The organism is Halorhodospira sp. M38 (assembly GCF_022227985.1).
In the GTDB taxonomy this organism is placed as follows: Bacteria; Pseudomonadota; Gammaproteobacteria; order Nitrococcales; family Halorhodospiraceae; genus Halorhodospira; species Halorhodospira halophila_A.
Map to the genome: position 1 here is coordinate 235344 of NZ_JAJNQP010000001.1, position 22315 is coordinate 257658.

Genomic DNA, 22315 nt, shown 5'->3' on the forward strand with positions numbered 1-22315 from the left:
CTAATGCCGGTCTCCGGTGGCCTCCTGGGCCATCTGCTCGAAGCTGGTGTGGCGCACGTTCTTGCCGCGGACGAAGTAGACCACGTATTCGCAGATATTGCGGGCGCGATCCCCGATGCGTTCCAGCGAGCGGGCGGTCCAGACCACGTCCATGACCCGCGGTACGGTCTCCGGGCTGCGCATCATCTGCTCCATCAGACGGTGGACAATCACCTCGTACTGACTGTCCGCCTGGATGTCCTGCTGCGCCACGCGCACGGCCTGCTCGACATCCATGCGGGCGAAGGCATCCAGTGAACCGCGCAGCATCCCCTGCACATGCTCGCCCATCTCGCCGAGTTCCTCGATCGGACCGTTCTGCCGGTCCAGCTCGAGGAAGTGCAGCGCCATCCGCCCGATCCGCTCCGCCTCGTCGCCGATGCGCTCCAGGTCGGTGATGGTCTTGATCACCGCCATGACCAAGCGCAGATCCGAGGCGGTGGGCTGTCGGCGCACCAGGATCTGGGTGCAGTCCTCGTCCAGGGCCACCTCCAGGGCGTTGATCTGGTAGTCACTGGTTACCACCTTCTCCGCCAGTTCCGTCCGCGACTCGGCCATCGCCGCCACGGCATCGGCCAGTTGCTGCTCCACCAGGCCGCCCATGCTCAGAACGCGGTCGTGGATCGCCTCCAGCTCGGCGTTGAACCGCTGGGAGATGTGCTCCTGGAAGAAGCTCTTTTCGGTGGGGTTCTCGTCGGTCATCGGCGGTCTCCTCAGCCGTAACGGCCGGTGATGTAATCCTCGGTCTGCTTCTTGCCGGGATTGGTGAAGAGCGTATCGGTATCGTTGTGCTCAATGAGCTCACCGAGGTAGAGGAACGCCGTGAAATCCGACACCCGCGCGGCCTGCTGCATGTTGTGGGTGACGATGGCGATGGTGTAGCGCTCCTTGAGCTCGAACATCAGCTCCTCGATCTTGAGCGTAGCCAACGGATCGAGGGCTGATGCCGGTTCGTCGAGCAGCAGCACCTCCGGCTCCACGGCGATGGCCCGGGCAATGACGAGCCGCTGCTGCTGCCCACCGGAGAGGCCGAAGGCGTTCTCGTGGAGCCGGTCCTTGACCTCGTCCCAGAGTGCGGCCCGGCGCAACGACTTCTCGACAACCTCATCGAGGGTACGGCGATTGCGCACGCCCTGAAGACGCAGACCGTAGGCCACATTTTCGTAGATCGACTTCGGGAAGGGGTTCGGCTTCTGGAAGACCATGCCGACCCGGCGGCGCAGCTCGGGTACATCCATGCGCCGGGCGTGGATCTCGTCACCGTCGAGGGTGATGCGCCCTTCGATCCGGCAGTTGTCGATCAGGTCGTTCATCCGGTTGAAACACCGCAGAAGCGTCGACTTCCCGCAACCTGAAGGCCCGATGAAGGCGGTGATCTGGCCTCGGGGGATCTCCAGGTCGACCCCTTTGAGCACCTGCTCCTCCCCGTACCAGAGGCTGAGCTCATGGGTCTGCAGACAGATATCGCTGCCCAGCCGTTTTCTCGCCGCCGAGCCATCCCGCTGGCGGTCCTGCAGCGCCTCGCTGCTGAAACCGTGGGTGGGTGCGGACGGGGAATTGGTGGCGTTCATAGCTCCCTCTCTTAATCGCTCTCGGCCTTGTACTTCTCGCGCAGGAAGTTGCGGATCGAGATGGCCGTCAGGTTGAGCACAATGATGACCAGCACCAGGATCAGCGCCGTGGCGTAGACCAGCGGCCGCCCGGCCTCGACGTTGGGGCTCTGGAAGCCGACGTCGAAGATGTGAAAGCCCAGGTGCATGAAACTGCGCTCCAGGTGGATGTACGGGAAACTCCCATCCACCGGCAGCTGCGGGGCCAGCTTGACCACGCCGACAAGCATCAGCGGCGCTACCTCGCCGGCCGCACGGGCCACGGCCAGGATCAGCCCGGTGATCATCGCCGGCGTCGCCAACGGGATCACCACCCGCCAGAGCATCTCCGCCTTAGTCGCCCCCAGGGCCAACGCCCCTTGCCGGATCGACCCGGGGATGCGCGAGAGACCCTCCTCGGTGGAGACGATCACCACCGGCAGGGTCAGCAGCGCCAGGGTCAGCGAGGCCCAGAGCACGCCGCCCTTGCCGAAGGTTGGCGCCGGTAGGCGCTCCTCGAAGAAGAGCTGGTCCACTCCACCCCCGACGAAGTAGACGAAGAAGCCGAGGCCGAAGACGCCGAAGACGATGGACGGGACGCCGGCGAGGTTGTTCACCGAGATGCGGATCATCCGCGTCAGCGGCCCCTGTCGGGCGTACTCACGCAGGTAGATCGCCGCGAGCACGCCGAAGGGTGTGACAAAGACGGCCATGACGATGGTCATCAGCACCGTGCCGAAGATCGCCGGCAGGATGCCGCCCTCGGTGTTGGCCTCCCGCGGATAGCCGCTGACGAAGTCCCAGAAGTCGCCGACGTAGAAGCGGGCCTTGTCCCAGACGCTCATGGCGTTCGGTCGCCATGGCTTGACCACGTCGCCCATGGCGATGACCACCTCTTTACCCGCGGCGGTCTCCATCCCCACGGCGTAGCGTCCGACCTCCTCAAGCAGCTCGTTGCGCCGCTGCTCGAGCTCCGCGTACTCCCCCTCCCAGCGGTCCCGTTCGGCCTCCAGGGCCTCGAGCTGCTCGGTGCGCTCCTCCTCGCTCAGGGTTAGGTCGGCCTCGATTTGGCGCTCGGTCAGGCGGATCTCCTCGATCTCGGCGTTAACCGCGCCGATCTCCACGCGCTCGATGCGCTGGATCTCCTGGATCCGGGAGCGATTCTCCTCGTAGAGTTCCAGGAAGCGGTCCCAGGTCGCGTCGCCCTCGTCGCTGACCGTCTCGACCTTCTCCCCGTCGATGCGCACGTCGCGCAGGTAGCCGATGAAATCCCCCCACTGCCGGCGCTCGATGACCACCGCATCCTTGGGGTGACTCCACTCCGACATGTTGACGTCGGCGTACCAAACAAAGTCCCGGCCATCGACGTCCCGGTTGCCGCGCTTGATCCGGTAGCGGGTGATCAGCGCATCGTCGTCGTCCACCTCGAAGCCGCGCTCGCGGGCCGCCGGCGCGGTCAGGGTCTCCGCGGCGTCGACCTCGCCGAGAACCTGCTCGGCGTCACGCCCGGGCTCTTGGTATTCGAAGGCCACGACATTGCTGGGCCAGAAGTGCTGCAGGCCGTTGTAGGCAATATGGCCGATGAGCCCCGCCACCATGACCAGTGATACGGCCACGGCCCCGGCGTTGAGCCAAATCCAGGGTGTTCCCTTGTTGAACCAGTCGCGCATCGTTGCGGCATCCTCCGTATCAGAGCGCGCTGTACTTCTTGCGCAGGCGGTGGCGCACGATCTCCGCCACGGTGTTGACCGCGAAGGTCAGGACGAAGAGCACTAAGGCGGCAAGGAATAGGATCCGGTAGTGGCTGCTCCCCTGCGCGGTCTCCTTCATCTCCACAGCGATGTTGGCCGAGAGCGTGCGCATGCCCTCGAAGAGGTTGAAATTGGTGACTGGCGAGTTGCCGGTGGCCATGACCACGATCATGGTCTCGCCGACGGCCCGGCCGAAGCCGATCATCACCGCCGAGAAGATGCCGGGGCTGGCCGTCAGCAGGACCACGGTGGCCACTGCCTGCCAAGGCGTCGCGCCGAGCGCCAAGGCCCCCTGCGAGAGGTGGCGCGGCACGTTGAACACCGCATCCTCGGAGATGGAGAAGATCGTCGGGATCACCGCGAAGCCCATGGCGATCCCCACAACCAAGGCGTTGCGCTGGTCGTAGTCGATCCCCTGATTGGTGAGCCACTGGCGCATATCACCGCCGAAGAAAGCGAGCTCCATGTAGGGACTGGCGGTGACGCCGAGCCACCCGACCCCGATCACCACCGGGATCAGCAGTGCGGCCTCCCAGCCCGGCGGCACCCGGCTGCGGATGCCCTCGGGGAAGACCCGGGTCCACAGCCAAGCGGCCATCACCATGGCGATGGGCAGGGCGATCAGGATGGAGAAGACTGCCGGGAGATTCCGCTCGAACAACGGCGCAGCCCAGAGCCCCGCGAGGAAGCCGAGGATGACCGTTGGCAGCGCCTCCATGATCTCGATGGCGGGCTTGGTCATCTGCCGCATGCGTGCGGACATGAAGTAGGCCGAGTAGATCGCCCCGAGGATCGCGATGGGTGTCGCAAAGAGCATGGCGTAGAACGCCGCCTTCAACGTGCCGATGGTCAGCGGTACCAGCGAGAACTTGGGCTCGAACTCGTCGGTAGCGGAAGATGACTGCCAGACGTAGGCGGGCGCATCGCGGCCCTCGTACCAGACCCTCTGCCACAGGGCCTTGAACGAGACCTCCGGGTGCGGGTTGTCGACGTCCAGGTAGTTGAACCGCTCATTGGCACCGACGGCCATCAGCGCGTTCTGTCGCGGCGCCATCGACAGCGCGGCCACTGAGGGGCCGCCCTCCAGCGCCAGCTGCGTCAACGTGCGCGACGAGGTGGCGTAGTGCAGCTGCAGCGTGCCGTCGGCGGCGCCGGTAGCGAAGCCTTTACGGGCGTGCTCCGGTGCGATGCCAGTCACCGCCGCCGGGTGGCCATCGAAGGTACGGATGCGCGTGAGCTGCCGATCCCCCGCCTCGTCCCGGGTCACCATGTATTGCGACACCGATCCGTCGGAGCCACCGGCGATCATCGACGCGGCCCCGAGCAGGAACTGAAGCTGCGTGACCTCGGCATCGTCCCCCTCGATTGCGCGCACTGTGCCGACCAGACGCGGGCGGTTCAGGTTTGAGACATCGAAGTAGTGCAACCGCCCCTTGGCATCGCCAACGAAGAGGTTACGCATGGTGGTGTCGAGGAGGATCCGTGTGACCTCGATCCCCGACTCCGGCCAAGGCAGGTCGTAGACCTCGCGCTCAACGGTCGCCTCACCGGTGATGAAGTCCGTCTCCTCCTCGAAGAGCACCAGGCGCAGGGCCTCCTGCTCGTTGCTGGCACCCACCACGGCGGAGCCACGGCTCCCCCGCTGGACCCCGATGGCGTCGAGCGGATGGCCATCCTCGCCCCAGATCGCCAGGGGTTCGCCCTCGCCCTCCGGATAGGTGATCGACGGGGTGACCTGGCGCTCGCCGTCCGGGTAGCTGACGTCGTAGTCGTGACGGGCGAAGATCGCCGTGCCGTCATCGAGGCCGTAGCCCACCAGCCGATGGCGGGCTTCGGCCGTGTCGAAACTGCGGATCTGTGCCCCGGACGGCTTGTTCAGCTGCCCCTGCTCGATCAGCTCGCCGCTGCGGGGGTCGAAAAAGGCGTAACCGGCCCGGTCGGTGAAGCGCACCCCGACCTCGCGGTAGCGCTCCATGGCGACGTGGACCGTCTCGCCAAGTTCCGGTCCGCCGGGGGCGGCGTAGCTGGCGGCGGGCCGGATCTCCGGCTCGCCAAAGATGGGCATGGTCTCGGAGAAGAGGTAGACGAACATCAGCGCCAGCGCGCCGATGACCCCCACGCCGAAGGTGGCCACGCTGCCACGACTGATCCAGTCCTTGGCCCCGCGCCAGCGGCGCAGGCGGCGCCGACGGGCCGCGTCCGGCAGGCCCCGGGACGGACCCTTGCCACTGCCTCGGCCCGGTTCGGTGAGCCCTGTCGTCTGATCGCTCATGATCTTTGATCGCACCCTGCGAGAAATGAACGCTGACGCAGCCTAAGGGGGGCGGATGACGGTTTCGTGACGAAACGATGAACACCCGCTGAACCCCCTAAACAGAACGGGCCGGCGTAGGGCCGGCCCGCGTAGCGCTCAACGATGGAGCCGGGGCGTATGGGCCCCGGCCAGTGGGTTGCCCCTTACAGACCGAGACGCTCGCGCTCGCGCTCGGCGGCCTGTGCGGGCATGGGGATGAAGCCGTCGCGGCGGACCACGTCCTGGCCTTCCTCGGAGAGGACCAGCTTCAGGAACTCCCGCTCAATGGGCGGCAGTTCGCCGTTGGGGTCCTTGTTCACGTAGACGTAGAGGAACCGCGACAGCGGGTAGTCGCCGCTGACCGCATTCTCGGCGTTGGGCTCGTAGAGGTTGTCCTCGTCGTCGCCCAGGGCGATCGCCTTCACACCGGAGGTCTGGTAGCCGATCCCGGAGTAGCCGATGCCGTTGAGCGATTCGGACACACCCTGGACCACCGAGGCGGAGCCCGGCTGCTCGTTGATGGCGTCCTTGAAGTCGCCGTCGCACAGGGCGTGCTCGCGGAAGAAGCCGTAGGTGCCGGAGACGGCGTTGCGGCTATAGAGCGTGATGTCCCGATTCTGCCAGGGGCCGTCCAGCCCCACGTCGCCCCAGCGCGTGACATCGCTGCCACCACAGCGCTGCGTGGCCGAGAACATCCCGTCCACCTGCTCCATGGTCAGCCCGTCGATCGGATTGTCGCGGTTGACGAAGACCGCAATGGTGTCGATGGCCACCCGCACCTTGGTGGGCTCGTAACCGTGGGCATCCTCAAAGCTCTCGATCTCCGAGGAACGCATATCCCGGCTCATCGGGCCGAAGTTCGCAGTCCCCTCGGTCAGCGCCACCGGCGCCGTCCCCGAGCCGGCCCCCTCGATCTCCACCGAGACGTTGGGGTAAAAATCCTGGAACTCCTCCGCCCATAGCGTCATCAGGTTGTTGAGGGTATCCGAGCCCTGACTGCCCAGGTTGCCGGAAATGCCCGAAACCCGCTCGTAATTCGGCAGGTCGTCATCCACCTCGGCAGCACCCAGCGGCCCGCCGGCCACCAGGGCCATGCTGGCCATGCCCAGGAAACAACCTCTCTTCCACATGATCTCTGCTCCACTCAGCTTGTTCGGGAAGCCTGACTCCAGGCACGAAAGAGTCTGCGCCGCTTCCCTTACCGGCTCGTGAAGGCAGGGTGACGATTCGATGAAACGCCGTCGCGCTCCAAAGTCCGCGCCGGGAAGACCAACGTGAAGGTGGATCCCTGGTCGGGCTCGCTGCGCACGTTCAGCCAACCACCGTGGCGATGCATCACGTGCTTAACGATGGCCAGCCCCAGCCCGGTACCCCCGGTGGCGTTGGAGCGGGCCTTGTCCACCCGATAGAAACGCTCGGTGATCCGCGGCAGGTGCTCGCGCGGGATGCCGATGCCGCTGTCCGCGACCTCGCACCGGGCCGTGTGCGCATCGGCCTGCCAGCGCACGCGGATGGCACCACCGCCCGGTGTGTAGCGCACGGCGTTAGAGACCAGGTTCGCAACCGCGCTGCGCAACTCTCCGTACGATCCGCGCACGAACAGGCCCGGCTCCGCCTCAAGCTCGATCCGATGATTCTGGTCTCCGGAGAGCGTCCGCGCCTCGGCACAGACCTCCTCGAGCAGGGCCTGCATATCCACCGGATCCTCTTCCTCAGCCAGCGACCCGGTCTCCAGACGGGACAGGGTTAGCAGATCCTGGACCAGTCGCTGCATCCGCGCGGATTGCTCCTGCAGCAGCCGAATCGATCCCGCCCAACCCGGTTGCTCCGGGGCCAGCTCCTCACCCATCTCCTCGGCAACGCCGTAGATCACGGTCAAGGGGGTCTTGAGCTCGTGGGACACATTGGCCACGAAGTCCCGCCGGATCGTCTCGAGCCGCTGCGTGCGGCTGATATCGCGGGCGATGAGCAACCGCTGATTGCGGCCGTAGGGAACCAGACGAAGCTCCAGTGTGATCCGCGGGTCGACCGGCGACGGCATGGTCAGCGGCGCGCTGTGTTTGGTGGCGGTATCCAGGAAGGCCCTGAACTCCGGTTGCCGGAGCAGGTTGCTGATACGCTGCCCCTCGTCGCCCGGCCAGGTCAGGCCGAGGAGCTCGCGTGCCGCATTGTTCCACCAGAGCAGACGATCATCGGCGTAGAGCACCATGGTGGCATCGGGCATCGCCTTGGCGGATTCCCGGTACTCGCGGATGACCCGGCGCAGCCGGTGCCTGCGCTCCCGCTGTCGGCGCTGGCGGCGATGCAGGGCATGGAACACCTCGCCCCAGACCCCGCGGGAGATCGGCGGATCCAGCTTGCGGCCGACCCGCAGCCAGCGCTCCAGCCGCCAGAGTTGATACTGGTTCCACAGGTAACCCAGCGCCAGCAGGATCGCCGCGGCCTCCACCCACCAGCCGGTGGCCAGCCCGGCAATCAACCAGACCGCCAGCGCGGCGAGGAGCGTCAGCAGAAACCCCGGCCAGGGATTGCGTGTCATGGGATCCGCTCTCTCAGCCGCGGATCAGGTCTGTTCCGAGAACCGATAGCCGGCCCCACGGACCGTCTGGACCAGGGCGTCGTGGCCCGTCGCGGCCAGGATCTTGCGCAGTCGGCGGATGTGCACATCCACGGTGCGCTCTTCGACATAGACATTGGTGCCCCAGACTTGATCGAGCAGCTGCGTGCGGGTAAAGACGCGATCGGGATGCGCCATGAAGAATCGCAGCAGCCGGTACTCGGTGGGACCGAGTTCCAGCGCCTGGCCGTGTCCGGTGACCCGGTGGCTGACCAGATCCAGGCGCAGGCCGGCCGCCTCCAGGGGGGCATCGGTTGTCGCCGGGGCCGTGCGCCGGAGGACGGCCTTGACCCGGGCAGCCAGCTCGCGCGGCGAGAACGGTTTGGTCACGTAATCATCCACCCCGGAATCGAAGCCCCGCACCTTGTCCTCCTCCTCACCCCGGGCGGTGAGCAGGATGATGGGGATCCCGCGGGTCTGCTCATCCTCCTTGAGTCCCCGCGCCCACTCGACACCGCTGACCTGCGGCAGCATCCAGTCGAGCAGAATCAGATCCGGCGGCCGCTCGCGCAGCTGCTCCGAGGCCTGCATGGCATCAACCACCGGTATGACGTCGAACCCCTGCCGCTCGAGGGAGGTGATCAGCATCTCACGCACCGCCGAGTCGTCCTCAACCACGAGTATCCTTGCTGCCATCAGGCTGTATCCCCTTTTCGGCATGGCCGTTCATGCCCGCGTCATTAAAAGGCAAGCACATTGCAGGATTGTGACAACGCAAGCTTCACACAAACCCCACACCACCGTCATCGCGACGTAAGAAACACCGCCTAGCGTGTCCTCCGAGTCGGGGCCGTGCTCCCCGGCGACGCTCCAAATCCGAGGAGGACCCTTGATGACAACGAGACGAATCGCGCCGTACCTCTCGACCACCGCCCTGCTGGGCGCGGGCCTGGCCGTGGCCTTCCCCTACGAGGCTCTGGCCAACCCCGAGTTCGTCATCCGCGGCCGGCTGCAGATGGACTACCACCTGGCCGATGAGGATGACGAAGCGGAGTTCGTCGATGGCTTCAACAACCGTCGCGCCCGCCTGGGTATGGACGGCAGCATCGATGAGCACTGGGACGGCCGGGTGGAGATCAACGTGGCCGAGGGTAGCGTCAGCGCCGCCGACTTCCGCCTGCGCCGCAGCCTCGGCCCCGGGCGGCTGTGGCTGGGTCAATACAAGGTGCCGCAGGGTCTGAACCAGCTGACCAGCTCCAACGACTACACCTTCATGGAGCGCTCCTCGGTCAGCAACATCATCCCCGACTCGCGGCGCATCGGCATCGCCTACGAGCAGACCGGCGACGAACTCGGCTTCAAGACCATGTTCTTCGGCCGGTCGCTGGGGGACGACGGTGATGGCGATGACTACACCGGCGATCAGCCCAAGGGCTACGCGGTGCGCGGCGTCTACGCCCCGTTCCTGACCGCCTCCCGCCACAACGAGGCGCCGCGGCTACACCTGGGCGCCTCGCTGGTCTACGAGGACCAGGACGAGCCGCACGAACTTGGCTTCAGCGATCGCCCCGAACTGCGCGATGGCGACGGCGGCGGTACCCGCCTGCTTGAGGTGGACGTCTCCGACGTGACCGACACCACCAAGCTCGGCCTGGAGGCGGCCTACATCGCCGGCCCCCTCTCCGCCGAGGCGGAGTACCTCACCGTCTCGATGAACAGCGACAACGGCGACGAGCCCACCTTCAGCGGCTGGCACGTCCAGGGCAGCTACGTGCTCACCGGCGAGAGCCGCACCTACTCCACCGGCGGCTTCGGCGGCGTCACCCCCAGCGGCTCCGGCGGGGCGTGGGAGCTGGCGGCCCGCTACAGCCACATGGACCTGAACGACTCCGGGGTCGCAGGCGGTGAGCAGAACAACCTCACCCTGGGCATCAACTACTACGCCAGCAGCAACCTGCGCTTTATGGGCAACGTCGTCTTCGCCGACGTCAAGGACCGCGATGGGGATCCGGACGAGAGTCCGACCCTGGTCGGCTTCCGCGCCCAGTACAACTGGTAGGTGTCACTGCGACGGGAGGTCCCGGAGACCGTGACCGGGCCTCCCGTACATGCCATGGATCCCGGCAGCGCCGGGATCGGGTGCTCCCTCTGGCCACGGCCAGCTTTAGGCGGCGGTCCAGTCGGGCTGCCGCCGTTTTCTATATTGAGTATGGCGCCGGGCCCCCACGGCACTACTCGTCCGCCGCAGGCTGCGGCGCCGGCTGATTCTGCACAATGCCGAGCGCCCGCAACCGGGGGGTCTTCTTGCGCTGGTGCTGCTGCATTCGATGGAGGATACCGTCGAGCGTGCGCAGGGCCGTCACGATGTAGGGCCCCTTGTTCAGCATCACGCACTCGGCGCGGCCGGACATCGCCGCATCGGTCAGTTCCGGCCGCGAGGCAATGCCTTTCTTGGCCAGGCTCTCCAGGACCTGTGTGGCCCAGATCACCGGCACGTGGGCAGCCTCGCAGAGCCAGAGCAGTTCCTCCTGAACCTCTGCAAGACGCTCGCCGCCGATCTCCACGGCAAGATCCCCCCTGGCGATCATCACGCCCAGATCGAACCGCCCCATCCCGCCGAGCAGGATGTCCGGTAGGTTCTGCACCCCGCGTTGGGTCTCGATCTTGGCGATAACACCCAGGTCCACGGCGCCGCGCCGGGCCAGCGCCGCCCCCAGGGCTTCCAGATCCGAGCGGGACTCCGTAAAGGAGAGGGCCACCGTATCCGCGAGCTCGGCGACGAAATCCAGATCCTGCTCATCCCGCGCGCTCAGCGCCGGCAGACCCAGATCGAGCCCTGGAAAGTTCAGGCCCTTGTCTTCATGCAGCACGGCACCTTGCGGACGGCTCCGCGTAATGCGTAACCGGGCGCCGTGGGCGTCGACACACTCCACCTCGGCACCGATCTTGCCGTCGTCGATCCACACCGCCTGGCCAGGGCCGAGCTGGTCGATCACCTGCGGGTGCGAGCACGCGATGCGCGCGGGCACAACCATCCCCCCGTCCTCGTCCCGCCGCCCGGGGGTTCCCGGCTCGGGCCGACGCAGGAGCACCAGGGTGTCCCCTTCAAAAAGGCGGATTTCCATCTGCGCTTCCGCAAATCCCCCGCACCGGAGGCCGCGAATCACGGTCTGCCACTTACCAGCGCCCCGCCGTTGGAGGGCAAAGCGGGTCCTGGGCGTCACGTAAGCCGTGCTCCCGATATCCGCCCGAAAGCCGCCCGGGATCGCCTCGCGGACCGCCAGCAGGCGACTGGATTTCCGGGCATCCCGAAAGCGCAGACGGTCCCCGACCCTCATACTGGCCAGGGTTTCACCGTCCAGGCAGAGACGGGGGACACCGCCCCGGCCGGTGTCACCGGTCTGCTCAGGGTGCACCAGATCGACCTGTGCGCGTCGAACAGCCCGGCCGTAGGCATCCCGCATTGGTTTCAGCCGAACCACTGGAGTCCGCGGGGCAACAGGGCCGGTGCGCACCTTGTGGCCAGCCAGGTCCATGTGGACCCGACAGGAACGCCCGGTACGGGCCTCGGCGTCCCGCACATGCCGAGCCATGCGGCGCCACATGGCCGGATCGTCGTGGGCGCAGTTGATTCGCGCCATATCCATCCCGGAAGCGACCAACGAGCGCACCAGATCCGGATCATCGGCGGCGGCGGATGGCAGGGTCACCATGACACGGCTGTCACGGCCTTCCGGCACCGGACCGAGCAGATCGGCTGCATGCGTCGCCAGGCGGAGGTGGGCCTGCTCGAAAGTCGGTCCACCGCGCCTTCGTTGCGTCACCCGCCCGACCCGGGCACCCAGGGCCTCAATGACCTCATTCAAGCCCGCGAGTACATGGGGTTCGTGACGCCCCAGCGACGAAAGCCCGAAGCGGGCCAGGGAGCGCTGCACACTGCGCAGATCGCGGTTGCGCAATGCCAGGTAGTGGGCGAAGTTTTCGGCGCTGGTGGTGACCCCATCCGGGAAGGCGTCCTCGTAGCGACGCAGCCAACGCTCTGCGCCCTCCTCGATGTCCCAGCGCAGCGCCTCCAGGACGTCCAGCAACGCCTCCGGCTGCCAGACAGAACCGTCGAATCCGGTTTTCTCGTTCATAGCGCCACCGAGGCTAACCCCGCGCGGTGACAGCCGCGTGACAGGCCGGTGACGTCCCGGACATCGTCCCACCGCTGGTGCTGCTCCTGAACCGGTCCCCGGTGCCATCGCTAGCCGCAGCCCGTGTGTCATCCGAACGTCATCGGCATTTCAAAGGCCTGTAAGCGGCATTGCATACGGTGCACCGCGAGTCACGACGGGACCACGGGACGGGCCGTCTTAAGTCCCCTACGGCAACCACCAGGAGTGATCGATGAGACCTACGAGCCAAGCCCTCAGCACCGTGACCGCCGTCGCCCTGCTCAGCGCCGGCATGACGGCCGCCCACGCCGACGTGGCCGAACAGTGTCCGAGCACCCTGCGTCTGGCCGATACCGGCATCGAGGGTGCCGAAGAGCTGCGCCGCGCTTTCGGTCCCTTTGCGGAGCAATTCAGCGAGATCACCGGCGTCAACATGGAGTTCTTCGCCGTCAGCAACCGCACCGCGGCCGCCAACGCCTTGCGCTACGACTCCATTGATCTGGCCCTGGCCGGCCCCTCCGAGTACGTCGTCATGAGCAGTGAAGCAGACATCGATGTCGCCTTCGGCCTTGAGCGCGACGCCTACGGGGCCAAGATTGTCGCCAACGCCAATTTGGGCGCCGAGGACATCGAGGACCTGCGGGGCACGACCCTGGCCTTCGGCGATGTCGGCTCGACGACCAACCACATCACCCAGGGTTGGATGATCGAAGACGCCGGCCTTTCGTTGGATCGTGACCTCGACACCGTCCACGCCGGCGATGCCCGCATCCAGGCTCTGGTCAACGGCGACGTGGACGCCGCCGCTCTCGGCTATCGCGACCTGGATCTGATCCCGGAGTACGACGCGGACTTCGATTACGACGTGGTCGCCGACAGCGGCACCATGCCCAGGGACCCGATGGTCGCCCGCGCCGAGCTCGGTGAAGGTTGCATCGCCGCTATTCGGGATACCGTCCAGGAGCACGAGGAGGAGCTCTTCTCGGCCTTCGTCGAGCCGGGCAAGGATGAGGGCTTCAACGAGGCCCAGGAGCGGGCGAAGTACCTCGGCGCCCGGTTCGTCTACGACATCTCGGACGACGAATACGACATGGTCCGGGAGGCGTACGACTACCTCGGATTCGACCTTTAACCCCTTGCCATCAGCGGGACAAGCCCGACCCCGGCAGCATGACCCGCTACCGGGGTCCCATTCATTGAGGTAGGCGGATATGGCCATCATCGAGTGCAACGACCTGCACAAGAGTTACGAAAAGCTTCGGGTACTGCGCGGGATCGACTTCCGCATGGAAGCCGGCGAGGGTGTCGTTCTCCTCGGTGCCAATGGATGCGGGAAATCGACCCTAATGAGGTGCATCAGCGGGCTGGAACGACCACAACAAGGCGGCGTCCGTGTACTGGGTACGGATCTGGCCCAGTCCGGGCGCCGCTCACTGCGAGAGGCACGCACCCGCATCGGTATGGTGTTCCAGAAGTTCAATCTGGTGCAGAACCTGAGCGTCTTTCAGAACGTCCTTTACGGGGCCAGCGGCCGCCACCGCAGTTTCTGGTCCGTCACGGCCCCCTTCGCGGCGACCGAGGAACGGGACTACGCCATGCACTGCCTGGAGCGGGTCAACCTCGCCGATCGTGCTGACCAGCGCGCCGACCAGCTCTCCGGCGGACAGCAGCAGCGGGTGGCCATCGCCCGTACGCTGATGCAGCAACCCACCGTCGTCCTCGCCGACGAGCCGGTTGCGAGTCTCGATCCGCGCTCGGCCCGCGAGGTCATGGAGCTGCTCTGGGGGATCGTCCGAGAGGAGCGACTCAGCCTGCTCTGCTGCCTACATCAACTCGACTTTGCCGAAGAGTTCGGTGAACGGGCCCTCGGCATGAAGGCTGGCCGAATCGTGCTCGACCGCCCCATGGCGGACATCGGCCGCGCTGAGCTTGACGCCCTCTACGAGGGCGCCGTGCGCGTCGATGAGGCGGAGACGAAACCCCGGCTCGCCGTCGCTTCCTGAGCCGGACCGCCCTACGTCAAACACCGCACCAATCCGTCTTCGAAGAGGTCAGCGATGACTAGCCACGAGCCCCGCTCGACGGCCACGCCGGAGCGTTTCCAGCGGCCGTCGGTCTTTACCTGGGTGGTACTCGTCGGGTTCCTGGCATTCCTCATCCAGGGACTGAGCACGATCGACACAACCTTCGAGCGCCTTCTGCAAGGCATGGGCAACCTGGGCGATTTCTTCGCCCGTGCGGTACCACCTGATTTCAGCCGCTTCGACAGCATCGCCGGGGCGATGCTCGAGACCCTCAACATGGCGGTGGTCGGCGTCACCGCAGGCGTCATCCTGAGCGTGCCCATGGCGCTGCTCTGCTCCCGCAACACCACACCGCACTGGAGCATCGCGTGGATCTCCCGGGGCGTCGTGGCCACCCTACGGACGGTCCCCGAACTCGTCTGGGCGCTGATCTTCGTAGCCGCCGTTGGCCTAGGGCCTCTGGCCGGCATCCTGGCCATCGTCATGGACACCATCGGCTTCGCGGCGCGGTTCTTTTCAGAACGCATCGAGGAGATCCCCAAGGGGCCCTCCGAGGCACTCGCCTCCACCGGCGCAAGCCGAACAGGGACGATCATCGGCGCCATCCTCCCGGAAGCGAGCGCGTCGATGACGGCCACCAGCCTCTACAGCATCGAGAAAGGGATTCGCTCGGCCATCGTTCTGGGACTGGTCGGCGCCGGCGGGATTGGGGTGGAACTGAGCACCGCCATGAGCATGTTCAACTACGACGCCGCACTGGCGATCATCATCGTGATCCTGCTGGTGGTCATCGGCGTCGAGCAGGTCTCTTCGGCGATTCGACAGCGGCTTCTCTAGCCGTCGGCACGCTGCGTTCCCTGCGCAGCCTGTGCTGCGCAGGGGACAGGCCCTTCGGACAGAGTCAAACGGGAGCGGCTCGCGATCTACGCGATCGTGGTCGCGCGACGCAGCAGGTCGATGGTGGTCACGATGCCGACGTAGCGTCCCTCTTCATCAACGACCAGGCACTCGTCCCCGGCCGAGGGCAGCCCTTCCCGGAAACGGCCGAGCATAAGGCGCCAGGGCTCCTCGGCGCGCCAGATGGCGCGTGGCGGTCGGGACAGCTCATGGACGCGACTCGGCCGTTCCACCGTCACCCAACCGTCGTTCTGGCGCACCCACGCGGTCAGTTCGTCCCGCCGCAGGATGCCAACCGGGAGCCCGCACTCATCAATGACCGGCAGACTACGCAACCCGTACCAGTACCCGGCCGATAGAGGGACCGCAACCAACGGGGCAGTGGCCGCGATGGCCGGCACCCGCCGGGCGAGTTCACCCAGCGTTGCGGGATGGCCTGCCATAGCCGGTGCCGGTTCGCGGATTCCCCCTGGGTCGGACGTCAGCGCGGAGACCGGGGCACGGTCCGGGGAACTTTCCAGGGACATCATCATAGCGGCACCTCCATTGCGGTCAGAAACTGTCGAGGAGGCTACCCGCCAATGTTGTCCGGAACGTGAATGTCGCGCGACTTTTGCGTTGCGCTTATCGACTTCACGACGGTAGCCAAGCACATCCGGCGTACTTAGCATCCTCCGTTCAGGCTGCCGACCCACATACAGACTCCGAGGACTATCGATGGCTGACGCCCCCGCGCTACCCGGTCGCTGGCACACCCTCGCCAGCGTCTTTTTCCGGCCACGCCGGATCCTGGAGGAGTGGCACGACGCCGATCCGGACGTGCCGTGGATCCTGGCGCGGCTGACGGTACCGTTGTTGCTGGCCAGCGTGCTCGGGGCCGGGATCGCCCACGCCCTGATCCCCAGCGGGTTCCCGCCAGAGACCCGCCCCGACCCCATCGGTTTCGGCATCTACAGCGCCCTGACCCAGTTTGTCGGCGTCATCGCCCTGGCGGCCGCAGCGCACTATCTTTGCGACCTATTCCAGGGCTATTCGGACTTCCGGCGTCCACTGACCGCGGTCTCCGTGGCTCTGATCCCCGCCTGGGTAGGCAACGTGGTGGCTGCCCTGCCCTGGCCGGTGGGGCCACACCTGGCCCTGTTGCTGATCCTCTACAGCCTGGGGCTGCTTTACGCCGCCTTTGCCGTCATCGCCGGGGTGCGCAAGGGCAACCGCCTGGGCCACTACCTGGCCGCGCTTGGCACCGCCCTGCTGGTGACGTTTGCCTTCGGCTGGCAAGCCATGAGCCTGATCCCCGGGGCTGCACCGGAAGTTCGCCTGGGTACCACCTGGTTGATCTAGCGACGGGCTGCAACCCTGGCCTGGTGACGCTATCCTCCGTGCAAGAGCCCGGTGCCGCCCACGGAGAATACGCCCATGTCGATCGAAGAAGGCCAGCCCGCCCCCGATTTCACTTTGTCAGATGCCGACGGCAAGCACGAGACCCTCAGCGCCCTGCGGGGTCAGCCGGTGGTCGTCTACTTCTACCCCAAGGACGAGACGCCGGGCTGCACCAAGGAGGCCTGCGCCTTTCGCGATATCTGGACCGATTTGCAGGAGACCGGAGCGGCCGTGCTGGGGATCTCCCCCGATGACGCAGCCTCGCACCAACGCTTCCGGGACCGGCACGAACTCCCTTTCACGCTGCTCAGTGACCTGGATAAAGAGGTCATGAGCCGCTACGGCGCCTGGGGCGAGAAGAACATGTACGGGCGCAAGAGCATGGGCGTGATCCGCTCTACGGTCTTGATCGACGCCGAAGGGGTTGTCCGCAAGCATTGGCGCCGGGTCTCGAAGGCCGAGGCCCATCCTGACAAGGTCCTGGAGGCCCTGCAGCAGCTGACCTAGTCGCGCCCGGAAGCCGGTCGTGGATCAGTCGACCTGCCACAGGCGCAGGCGGCGGTCCTCGCCCACCGAGACGCCCCGCGCACCGTCACCGCTGAAGGCGACGCCGCGCACGGCACGATCGTGCCCGAGGTACCTGCGCAGTGGCTCGATCGGCTCATCATCCTCCGGCTCCGCGTCCAACGGCCAGAGCTTGAGCGTGCCATCCCGCGCCCCGGTCAGGGCCCGCCGACCGTCAGGGCTGACGGCCACCGCCACCACCTCCGCGCGATGGCCCTCCAGGCGCAGAGCAAGGTGGCCGCGGTCGAGCTGCCAGAGTTTGACCGCACCACTCTGGGTGCCGGCCAGCGCGTGCCGACCCTGCGGGGTGAACGCCACCGCCCCCACCGGCCCTGACTCATCCGGCGCAAAGGCGCCGATCGCGCGACCGTACGTGGCATTCCAAAGCACCAGGGGCTCATCGCCAGCCCCGGCGGAAAGGGCCCGAGCACCATCAGAGTCGTAGGTCACGGCGTGGAAGGCGGCCTGCTGCTCGCGGAACGTGCGCAGCTGACGGCCGCTGGCCGTGTCCCAGAGCTGCAGCTTGCCCGCCTCGGTGGCCACCACGGCCCGCTGCCCCCGAGGGCTCAGCGCCAGTGCACGGATCGGCGAATCGGCCTCAACCAGGGTTCGCTGCGCCTGATCCCGGTCGGTCTGCCAGAGCTTCACCACCCCGGCCGCATCGCCCGAGAGGAAGCTGCGCCCATCGGCACTGGCCGTCACCGCGTTCACCGCCGCGGCGTGCCCCGGGTAGGTGCGCAGCACCTGTCCGTCCTCCAGGCGCCATAGCTTGATCCGGCGGTCCGCCGACGCGGTGAGCACCCGGCCGTCCGGCAAAGACGCGACGGCCCGCACGGCGTCGCGATGCTCCCGGTAGCTGGCCAGCGGATCGCCCGGGCCACTCAGCGTCAGGTGGAAGGTCTGCTCGGTGTCGGCACGCAGGGTCACCTCCCGTTCGGCGCGCATGGGCTCACCGTGGTCGGTATCCTCGGCAGGGATCTTCGCCTCGATGGCATACGTGCCCGGCGGCAGCCGCACCATGAAGGTGTCCCGCGTCCGCTGCGGCGAGATCCCGTAGGGTTCGCCGTCGATGCGCAGCTCCGCCTCGCCCGGCTCGGTAGAGATGCGCAGGGTCGCGGTGGAGTCGCCAGAAACCGCAGGAGTCAGGCTCAGCAGCGCCACGCCGAGCCAGCCGACCAGGAATCGGTACCAACCCATCGCCCAACCCTCCCGGTTGATCGGTCGCACCCGCACTCGGGCGACGGTACGTTACACCTACCCGAAGCCGGGCCCGAACCGGTCCAGCACACCGCGCTGCCCGAGCAGGCGCTCGGTGACCATCGTCAGGCGCTGCGACCAGCCCTCCCGTTGACGGAAATCGACCTCCAACAGGTGCGCCTGCTCGCGCTGAGCCATGATGCAGTCATCACTGGTCTGCAGCGCGTCGATCAATCCCGCTTCCAGGGCCCGCTCAGCCAGCCAGAACTCCCCAGTGGCCACCGTCTCAACATCCAGCTGCGGGCGGTAACGACGGAGGAACCCCTTGAACTGTTCGTGGATGTGGGCCAGGTCCTCGCGAAAGCGCTCCCGGTCGGCCTCGGTGTTTTCCCCGAACAGGGTCAGGGTCCGCTTGTACGCCCCGGCGGTATGCTGCTCGAAATCGATGTCACGGTTGCGCAGCCAGCGGTGGAAGTTCGGCAGGCTCCCGACCACACCGATGGACCCGATCAACGCAAACGGTGCCGCCACGATACGGTCCCCGACCACCGCCATGAGATACCCGCCGCTGGCGGCAACCCGATCCACACATACGGTCAAGTAAATCCCGGCCTCGCGCAGGCGCGCCAGCTGCGAGGCTGCCAGCCCATAGGCCGGCACGGCACCGCCGGGGCTCTCGAGGCGGAGGATCACCTCGTCCTGCCCGGGGCGGGCCGCGGCGATCACCGCGGTAATCTCCTCGCGCAGCCCCTCCACGGCACGGGCCCGGATGTCGCCGCGGAAATCCAGGACGTAGACGCGCTTATCCGGCAGCTCGGCGGGCGGTGGATCCACCGGTTTACGCTGCAGCTTCCTGCGCAGCCGACCTCGCCAGGAGCTCGGGGCACCGGCGCGGCGCAGCGCCTCCGCACGCTGCCGGTAGACACCGTTGAGCGCTCGCACCTGCAGCCGACCCGCCCCAGCGCCTCCCTCCTGGCGCATGCGGAATACCGCCGCGAGGATAAACAGGACGGCGAGCACCACAGTAGCGGTCTTGGCCAGGAACAGCAGGTATTCGTTTAGCATCCGTCGGATCTCGGCAGGGCATCGCTTCGGTAACCCTAGCATGCGCGCGGCCCGATGCTCCTACCTTCCGGAAGCAGCGGCCGATCCCCCGCCTCTCAGAGCCGCTGGAGCGCGATACGCAAGGCGTCCCCCTGGTCCTTGGCCTTGAAGTAGACCTCGTGATAGGGGGTATCCGGGTCGGTGAGATCCACGCGCACCCGCAGCTGCCGGGCCAGGGGCATGGATCGACTCTCCACCTTACGGATCTCATCGACCTGTACCTGCAGGGCCCGGGCCGCGGTCACAAAGAACGCATGCCGGTTCTCTTTGTCGAGCACCGCCCATTCGCCCCGCCCCTGAAAGACCTCGCTGATCTCAAAGCCTTCCTTCGCCAGCCGGCTCACGTTGCGCTGTCGGAGGAAAGGCGCCAGCAGTAGGTTGTAGAGCACTCCGACCACCATCGAGACCAAAACCAGGGCGAAACCTGCGACGACCACGTAGAACAGCCGCACAGCGGCATCCGCCTCAAGGCCCAGCTGGAGCAACCCGGCCGGCAGCACCCCCTGGAATAGACCGAGCACCGCGGCCCAGGTATCCGCAGCGAGGAAGACGCTGACAAAGGAGAAGACCAGCATCACGAGCAGCCCCGTGAACGCCAGCAGGAACAGCAGCGACTCGAAAGCGACACCGACCGGATTCTTGACGATCAGCCGGGAAAATACACTGGCCATACGCGACTCCACCCCTCTGTTTGGTCAACGAGACACCCCGCGGCACCGATCCGCTGTGGGCCGCCGACTCATCGAAAACCGATGGATGGTAACGGCAACGACGTTAACCTGGCACCGCAATGCGTCCAGATACCGCGCTGGGCGTGCCCAACGGACATTCGATCGATGTTTGATGACGGATGCGCTCCGCCCCCCCCCAGGGCGTGAGCGTCGGGGAAGGAACGAAGCCGCCGACAGCGCCTGAGCGCCCGGTGAGGCGGATTGGGCGGAGAGCGCGGTCAGGATCGGGAGTTGCAGGCCCTGACAATGCCGCCGGCCGAGCTGCGATAGAGGACAATGGAACCTGGGGCAGGTCGTTTCACGGGCGGGGGAGGAAATGGCGTCCCCAACGGGATTCGAACCCGTGTCGCCACCTTGAAAGGGTGGTGTCCTAGGCCAGCTAGACGATGGGGACGCTGTGTCGTAAAGCGAGCGCAATGGTAAGGGCGGCTGACGGGGGTGTCAACACTTCCGGCCATGACGATCGCACCGGCTCTGTTAAACTGGCGGAACACTGACCGAAGAGCACCCTCCAGGTCCTGCATGGCTCCGCAAACCGGCACGACGTTACGCCTCCCGGAGGCGGCCCTGTACCGACTGGGGCTGACCGCACAGCCCTTCGTCGGTATTCCCGACCCTCCCTTCGAGGACAGCGCCCGAATCACGCAGATCAACGTCACGCTGAGTCTCCTGCAAAGCGGCGAACGCATCGTGCTCATTAGCGGCGACGCGGGCCTGGGCAAGACGACACTCCTGCGCCGCCTGGCCGAATCTCAGCCCCCCGGGCTGAGCATGCAGCGGGTCCAGGGCGACGGTGCCGACATCGATACCCTGTGGGGCGCTCTGGTCGCCGCCGCGGAGGCCGAGGAAGGCACCCTGGCTCCTCGATCCCGCGAACAGGCCTTGAACTACGTGCGGAGTGCCCGCCGTGGCGGCGTTCGCCCCGCCCTGCTTATCGATGATGCCCACGCCCTGCCCGCACGGGAGATCGACGAGCTGCTTGGACTGTGGACAGAACTCGCCGAGGACGACGAGGCCTTCAGCCTCGCCATGGCCCTCGAGCCCGCCGGCCTGCAGAGCCTCCCGGAGACGCCGCCCGCGGAGCGGTTTCACACCACGACCCTGTACCCGCTGAGCCAGGAGCAGACCGGCGCCTACCTGGACCACCGAACCCGAAGCGCCGGTGCCGAGCACACCCTGTTCGACCCGCACGAGATCGAGGACATATTCCGGCAATCCGGCGGACACCCGGAGCGGATCAACGAGGCGGCCTATCGACGCCTGACCGCCCGGCTGGCCAGTTCCGACCAGCCGGCGCCCAAGCCGGGGCCGCGCCCGGCGAAATCGCCCGGGCTCCGCGGCACCGGCTTACGGTGGGCCCTGGCCGGTGTCACCGGGATCACGGCCGCGTCGGCGGGCACCTACTGGCTGCTCACGCACCAGCTATCCACCGGCCCGGCGACGGAGGAACTCGCCATCGAGGATTTCGAGGAACCCGAGGAGGAGACAGTCGCGGCCGAAAGCGAAGAGATCGAGCCGGCAAGCGACACACCCTTTGGCCTGGATCTACCCGGGCGCTACAGCTTCCGGGACAGCCCTGACGAACAGGAGCCACCCTCCCCCACGGGACAGTCGACGACCAACCTGCAGCTCCTCGACACCCCGGATGCTGCGCAAGGGCCAACTGACAGCGGTCCGACCGAGGGCGAGCCGGGCACCGAAACCGCGGAGGAGGACCTGGCCGATAGCGCGGACTGGATCCGCGGCGAGGACGGGGAGCGCTACACCATCCAGCTGCTGGCCGCCTCTGAGCCAGCTCCGCTGCAGGAATACGCGGGGCAACAGCCACTGGATGAGCCGACCCACGTGGTCGCTACGGAGCGCGACGACGGCGATCTGTGGTTCCTGCTATTACACGGCTCCCACGAAGACCGAGAGGCCGCTCACGCAGCCCTTGACGCCCTCCCAGAAGCGGTCGCGGAGCGCGGTGCGTGGGTGCGCTCCTTCGAGTCCGTAGCCGAGAGCCTGGCGGCCGAGGACTAGTCCGGCGTCA

18 protein-coding genes, 1 tRNA gene and 1 pseudogene are annotated in these 22315 nt (G+C 66.7%); 7 read left to right on the plus strand and 13 right to left on the minus strand.

What is annotated here, in order from left to right:
• The 7 genes and pseudogenes from phoU to phoB all read right to left on the minus strand — a co-directional run bounded on the left by phoU (window position 1) and on the right by phoB (window position 8925).
• Complete coding sequence (gene phoU, locus LRA98_RS01095) at window positions 1–741, minus strand: phosphate signaling complex protein PhoU (protein WP_201167517.1); 741 nt, start codon at window positions 739–741, stop codon at window positions 1–3.
• A gap of 11 nt (window positions 742–752) precedes the next feature.
• Window positions 753–1505: pseudogene (gene pstB / locus LRA98_RS01100) on the minus strand (phosphate ABC transporter ATP-binding protein PstB); the annotation flags it as partial.
• Between the two features lie 116 nt (window positions 1506–1621).
• Window positions 1622–3298, minus strand: coding sequence for a phosphate ABC transporter permease PstA (pstA, locus tag LRA98_RS01105; RefSeq protein ID WP_201167522.1), 1677 nt, complete (start codon window positions 3296–3298; stop codon window positions 1622–1624).
• A 19-nt stretch (window positions 3299–3317) separates the two neighbouring features.
• On the minus strand, window positions 3318–5651 hold the full coding sequence (locus tag LRA98_RS01110; RefSeq protein ID WP_238632836.1) for an ABC transporter permease subunit: 2334 nt from the start codon (window positions 5649–5651) through the stop codon (window positions 3318–3320).
• 185 nt (window positions 5652–5836) lie between these two features.
• On the minus strand, window positions 5837–6802 hold the full coding sequence (locus tag LRA98_RS01115; protein ID WP_201167534.1) for a PstS family phosphate ABC transporter substrate-binding protein: 966 nt from the start codon (window positions 6800–6802) through the stop codon (window positions 5837–5839).
• 68 nt (window positions 6803–6870) lie between these two features.
• Window positions 6871–8211, minus strand: coding sequence for a phosphate regulon sensor histidine kinase PhoR (gene phoR / locus LRA98_RS01120; RefSeq protein WP_201167536.1), 1341 nt, complete (start codon window positions 8209–8211; stop codon window positions 6871–6873).
• Between the two features lie 24 nt (window positions 8212–8235).
• On the minus strand, window positions 8236–8925 hold the full coding sequence (gene phoB, locus LRA98_RS01125; RefSeq protein WP_238632838.1) for a phosphate regulon transcriptional regulator PhoB: 690 nt from the start codon (window positions 8923–8925) through the stop codon (window positions 8236–8238).
• 196 nt (window positions 8926–9121) lie between these two features.
• Here phoB and LRA98_RS01130 point away from each other — a divergent pair, with 196 nt between their 5' ends.
• Entirely contained in the window at window positions 9122–10288 is a 1167-nt protein-coding gene (locus LRA98_RS01130) for an OprO/OprP family phosphate-selective porin (RefSeq protein WP_238632840.1), read from the plus strand.
• Between the two features lie 172 nt (window positions 10289–10460).
• Here the strand turns inward: LRA98_RS01130 and LRA98_RS01135 are convergent, their stop codons facing one another.
• A complete protein-coding gene (locus LRA98_RS01135; RefSeq protein ID WP_238632841.1) occupies window positions 10461–12365 on the minus strand; it encodes a pyruvate kinase in 1905 nt (634 codons plus the stop codon).
• A gap of 253 nt (window positions 12366–12618) precedes the next feature.
• On the opposite strand from LRA98_RS01135, the gene LRA98_RS01140 reads away from it, so the two are divergent.
• From LRA98_RS01140 to phnE, 3 genes are all read left to right on the plus strand, one after another.
• The gene (locus LRA98_RS01140) at window positions 12619–13518 is read left to right on the plus strand and encodes a PhnD/SsuA/transferrin family substrate-binding protein (RefSeq protein WP_201167557.1); all 900 of its coding nucleotides are present in this window, start codon (window positions 12619–12621) and stop codon (window positions 13516–13518) included.
• 79 nt (window positions 13519–13597) lie between these two features.
• On the plus strand, window positions 13598–14389 hold the full coding sequence (gene phnC, locus LRA98_RS01145; protein WP_238632842.1) for a phosphonate ABC transporter ATP-binding protein: 792 nt from the start codon (window positions 13598–13600) through the stop codon (window positions 14387–14389).
• A 54-nt stretch (window positions 14390–14443) separates the two neighbouring features.
• On the plus strand, window positions 14444–15247 hold the full coding sequence (gene phnE, locus LRA98_RS01150) for a phosphonate ABC transporter, permease protein PhnE (protein ID WP_201167561.1): 804 nt from the start codon (window positions 14444–14446) through the stop codon (window positions 15245–15247).
• A gap of 86 nt (window positions 15248–15333) precedes the next feature.
• Here phnE and LRA98_RS01155 read toward each other — a convergent pair whose 3' ends face one another.
• Entirely contained in the window at window positions 15334–15750 is a 417-nt protein-coding gene (locus LRA98_RS01155) for a CBS domain-containing protein (protein WP_238632845.1), read from the minus strand.
• Window positions 15751–16024: 274 nt separating this feature from the next.
• Between LRA98_RS01155 and LRA98_RS01160 the strand changes: the two genes are divergently transcribed.
• Both LRA98_RS01160 and bcp read left to right on the plus strand, forming a co-directional pair.
• Window positions 16025–16648, plus strand: a complete 624-nt coding sequence (locus LRA98_RS01160; RefSeq protein ID WP_238632846.1) for a Yip1 family protein — start codon at window positions 16025–16027, stop codon at window positions 16646–16648.
• A 75-nt stretch (window positions 16649–16723) separates the two neighbouring features.
• Complete coding sequence (bcp, locus tag LRA98_RS01165; protein ID WP_238632848.1) at window positions 16724–17194, plus strand: thioredoxin-dependent thiol peroxidase; 471 nt, start codon at window positions 16724–16726, stop codon at window positions 17192–17194.
• Between the two features lie 24 nt (window positions 17195–17218).
• Here the strand turns inward: bcp and LRA98_RS01170 are convergent, their stop codons facing one another.
• The 4 genes from LRA98_RS01170 to LRA98_RS01185 form a co-directional block, all read right to left on the minus strand.
• On the minus strand, window positions 17219–18448 hold the full coding sequence (locus LRA98_RS01170) for a hypothetical protein (protein WP_238632850.1): 1230 nt from the start codon (window positions 18446–18448) through the stop codon (window positions 17219–17221).
• Between the two features lie 57 nt (window positions 18449–18505).
• Entirely contained in the window at window positions 18506–19513 is a 1008-nt protein-coding gene (sohB, locus tag LRA98_RS01175; RefSeq protein ID WP_201167576.1) for a protease SohB, read from the minus strand.
• 95 nt (window positions 19514–19608) lie between these two features.
• A complete protein-coding gene (locus LRA98_RS01180; RefSeq protein ID WP_201167579.1) occupies window positions 19609–20223 on the minus strand; it encodes a hypothetical protein in 615 nt (204 codons plus the stop codon).
• Between the two features lie 377 nt (window positions 20224–20600).
• Window positions 20601–20677, minus strand: a tRNA-Glu gene (locus LRA98_RS01185).
• Between the two features lie 128 nt (window positions 20678–20805).
• On the opposite strand from LRA98_RS01185, the gene LRA98_RS01190 reads away from it, so the two are divergent.
• Window positions 20806–22305: an AAA family ATPase gene (locus tag LRA98_RS01190; protein ID WP_238632852.1), complete on the plus strand. Its 1500-nt coding sequence runs from the start codon at window positions 20806–20808 to the stop codon at window positions 22303–22305.
• The last annotated feature ends 10 nt before the right edge of the window (window positions 22306–22315 follow it).

Excerpts from the sequence above, each read along its gene's own strand:
- phoU (WP_201167517.1), bottom strand. The coding sequence starts at position 741 with ATGACCGACGAGAACCCCACCGAAAAGAGCTTCTTCCAGGAGCACATC.
- pstA (WP_201167522.1), bottom strand. The coding sequence starts at position 3,298 with ATGCGCGACTGGTTCAACAAGGGAACACCCTGGATTTGGCTCAACGCC.
- LRA98_RS01110 (WP_238632836.1), bottom strand. The coding sequence starts at position 5,651 with ATGAGCGATCAGACGACAGGGCTCACCGAACCGGGCCGAGGCAGTGGC.
- LRA98_RS01115 (WP_201167534.1), bottom strand. The coding sequence starts at position 6,802 with ATGTGGAAGAGAGGTTGTTTCCTGGGCATGGCCAGCATGGCCCTGGTG.
- phoR (WP_201167536.1), bottom strand. The coding sequence starts at position 8,211 with ATGACACGCAATCCCTGGCCGGGGTTTCTGCTGACGCTCCTCGCCGCG.
- phoB (WP_238632838.1), bottom strand. The coding sequence starts at position 8,925 with ATGGCAGCAAGGATACTCGTGGTTGAGGACGACTCGGCGGTGCGTGAG.
- LRA98_RS01130 (WP_238632840.1), top strand. The coding sequence starts at position 9,122 with ATGACAACGAGACGAATCGCGCCGTACCTCTCGACCACCGCCCTGCTG.
- LRA98_RS01135 (WP_238632841.1), bottom strand. The coding sequence starts at position 12,365 with ATGAACGAGAAAACCGGATTCGACGGTTCTGTCTGGCAGCCGGAGGCG.
- LRA98_RS01140 (WP_201167557.1), top strand. The coding sequence starts at position 12,619 with ATGAGACCTACGAGCCAAGCCCTCAGCACCGTGACCGCCGTCGCCCTG.
- phnC (WP_238632842.1), top strand. The coding sequence starts at position 13,598 with ATGGCCATCATCGAGTGCAACGACCTGCACAAGAGTTACGAAAAGCTT.
- phnE (WP_201167561.1), top strand. The coding sequence starts at position 14,444 with ATGACTAGCCACGAGCCCCGCTCGACGGCCACGCCGGAGCGTTTCCAG.
- LRA98_RS01155 (WP_238632845.1), bottom strand. The coding sequence starts at position 15,750 with ATGGCAGGCCATCCCGCAACGCTGGGTGAACTCGCCCGGCGGGTGCCG.
- LRA98_RS01160 (WP_238632846.1), top strand. The coding sequence starts at position 16,025 with ATGGCTGACGCCCCCGCGCTACCCGGTCGCTGGCACACCCTCGCCAGC.
- bcp (WP_238632848.1), top strand. The coding sequence starts at position 16,724 with ATGTCGATCGAAGAAGGCCAGCCCGCCCCCGATTTCACTTTGTCAGAT.
- LRA98_RS01170 (WP_238632850.1), bottom strand. The coding sequence starts at position 18,448 with ATGGGTTGGTACCGATTCCTGGTCGGCTGGCTCGGCGTGGCGCTGCTG.
- sohB (WP_201167576.1), bottom strand. The coding sequence starts at position 19,513 with ATGCTAAACGAATACCTGCTGTTCCTGGCCAAGACCGCTACTGTGGTG.
- LRA98_RS01180 (WP_201167579.1), bottom strand. The coding sequence starts at position 20,223 with ATGGCCAGTGTATTTTCCCGGCTGATCGTCAAGAATCCGGTCGGTGTC.
- LRA98_RS01190 (WP_238632852.1), top strand. The coding sequence starts at position 20,806 with ATGGCTCCGCAAACCGGCACGACGTTACGCCTCCCGGAGGCGGCCCTG.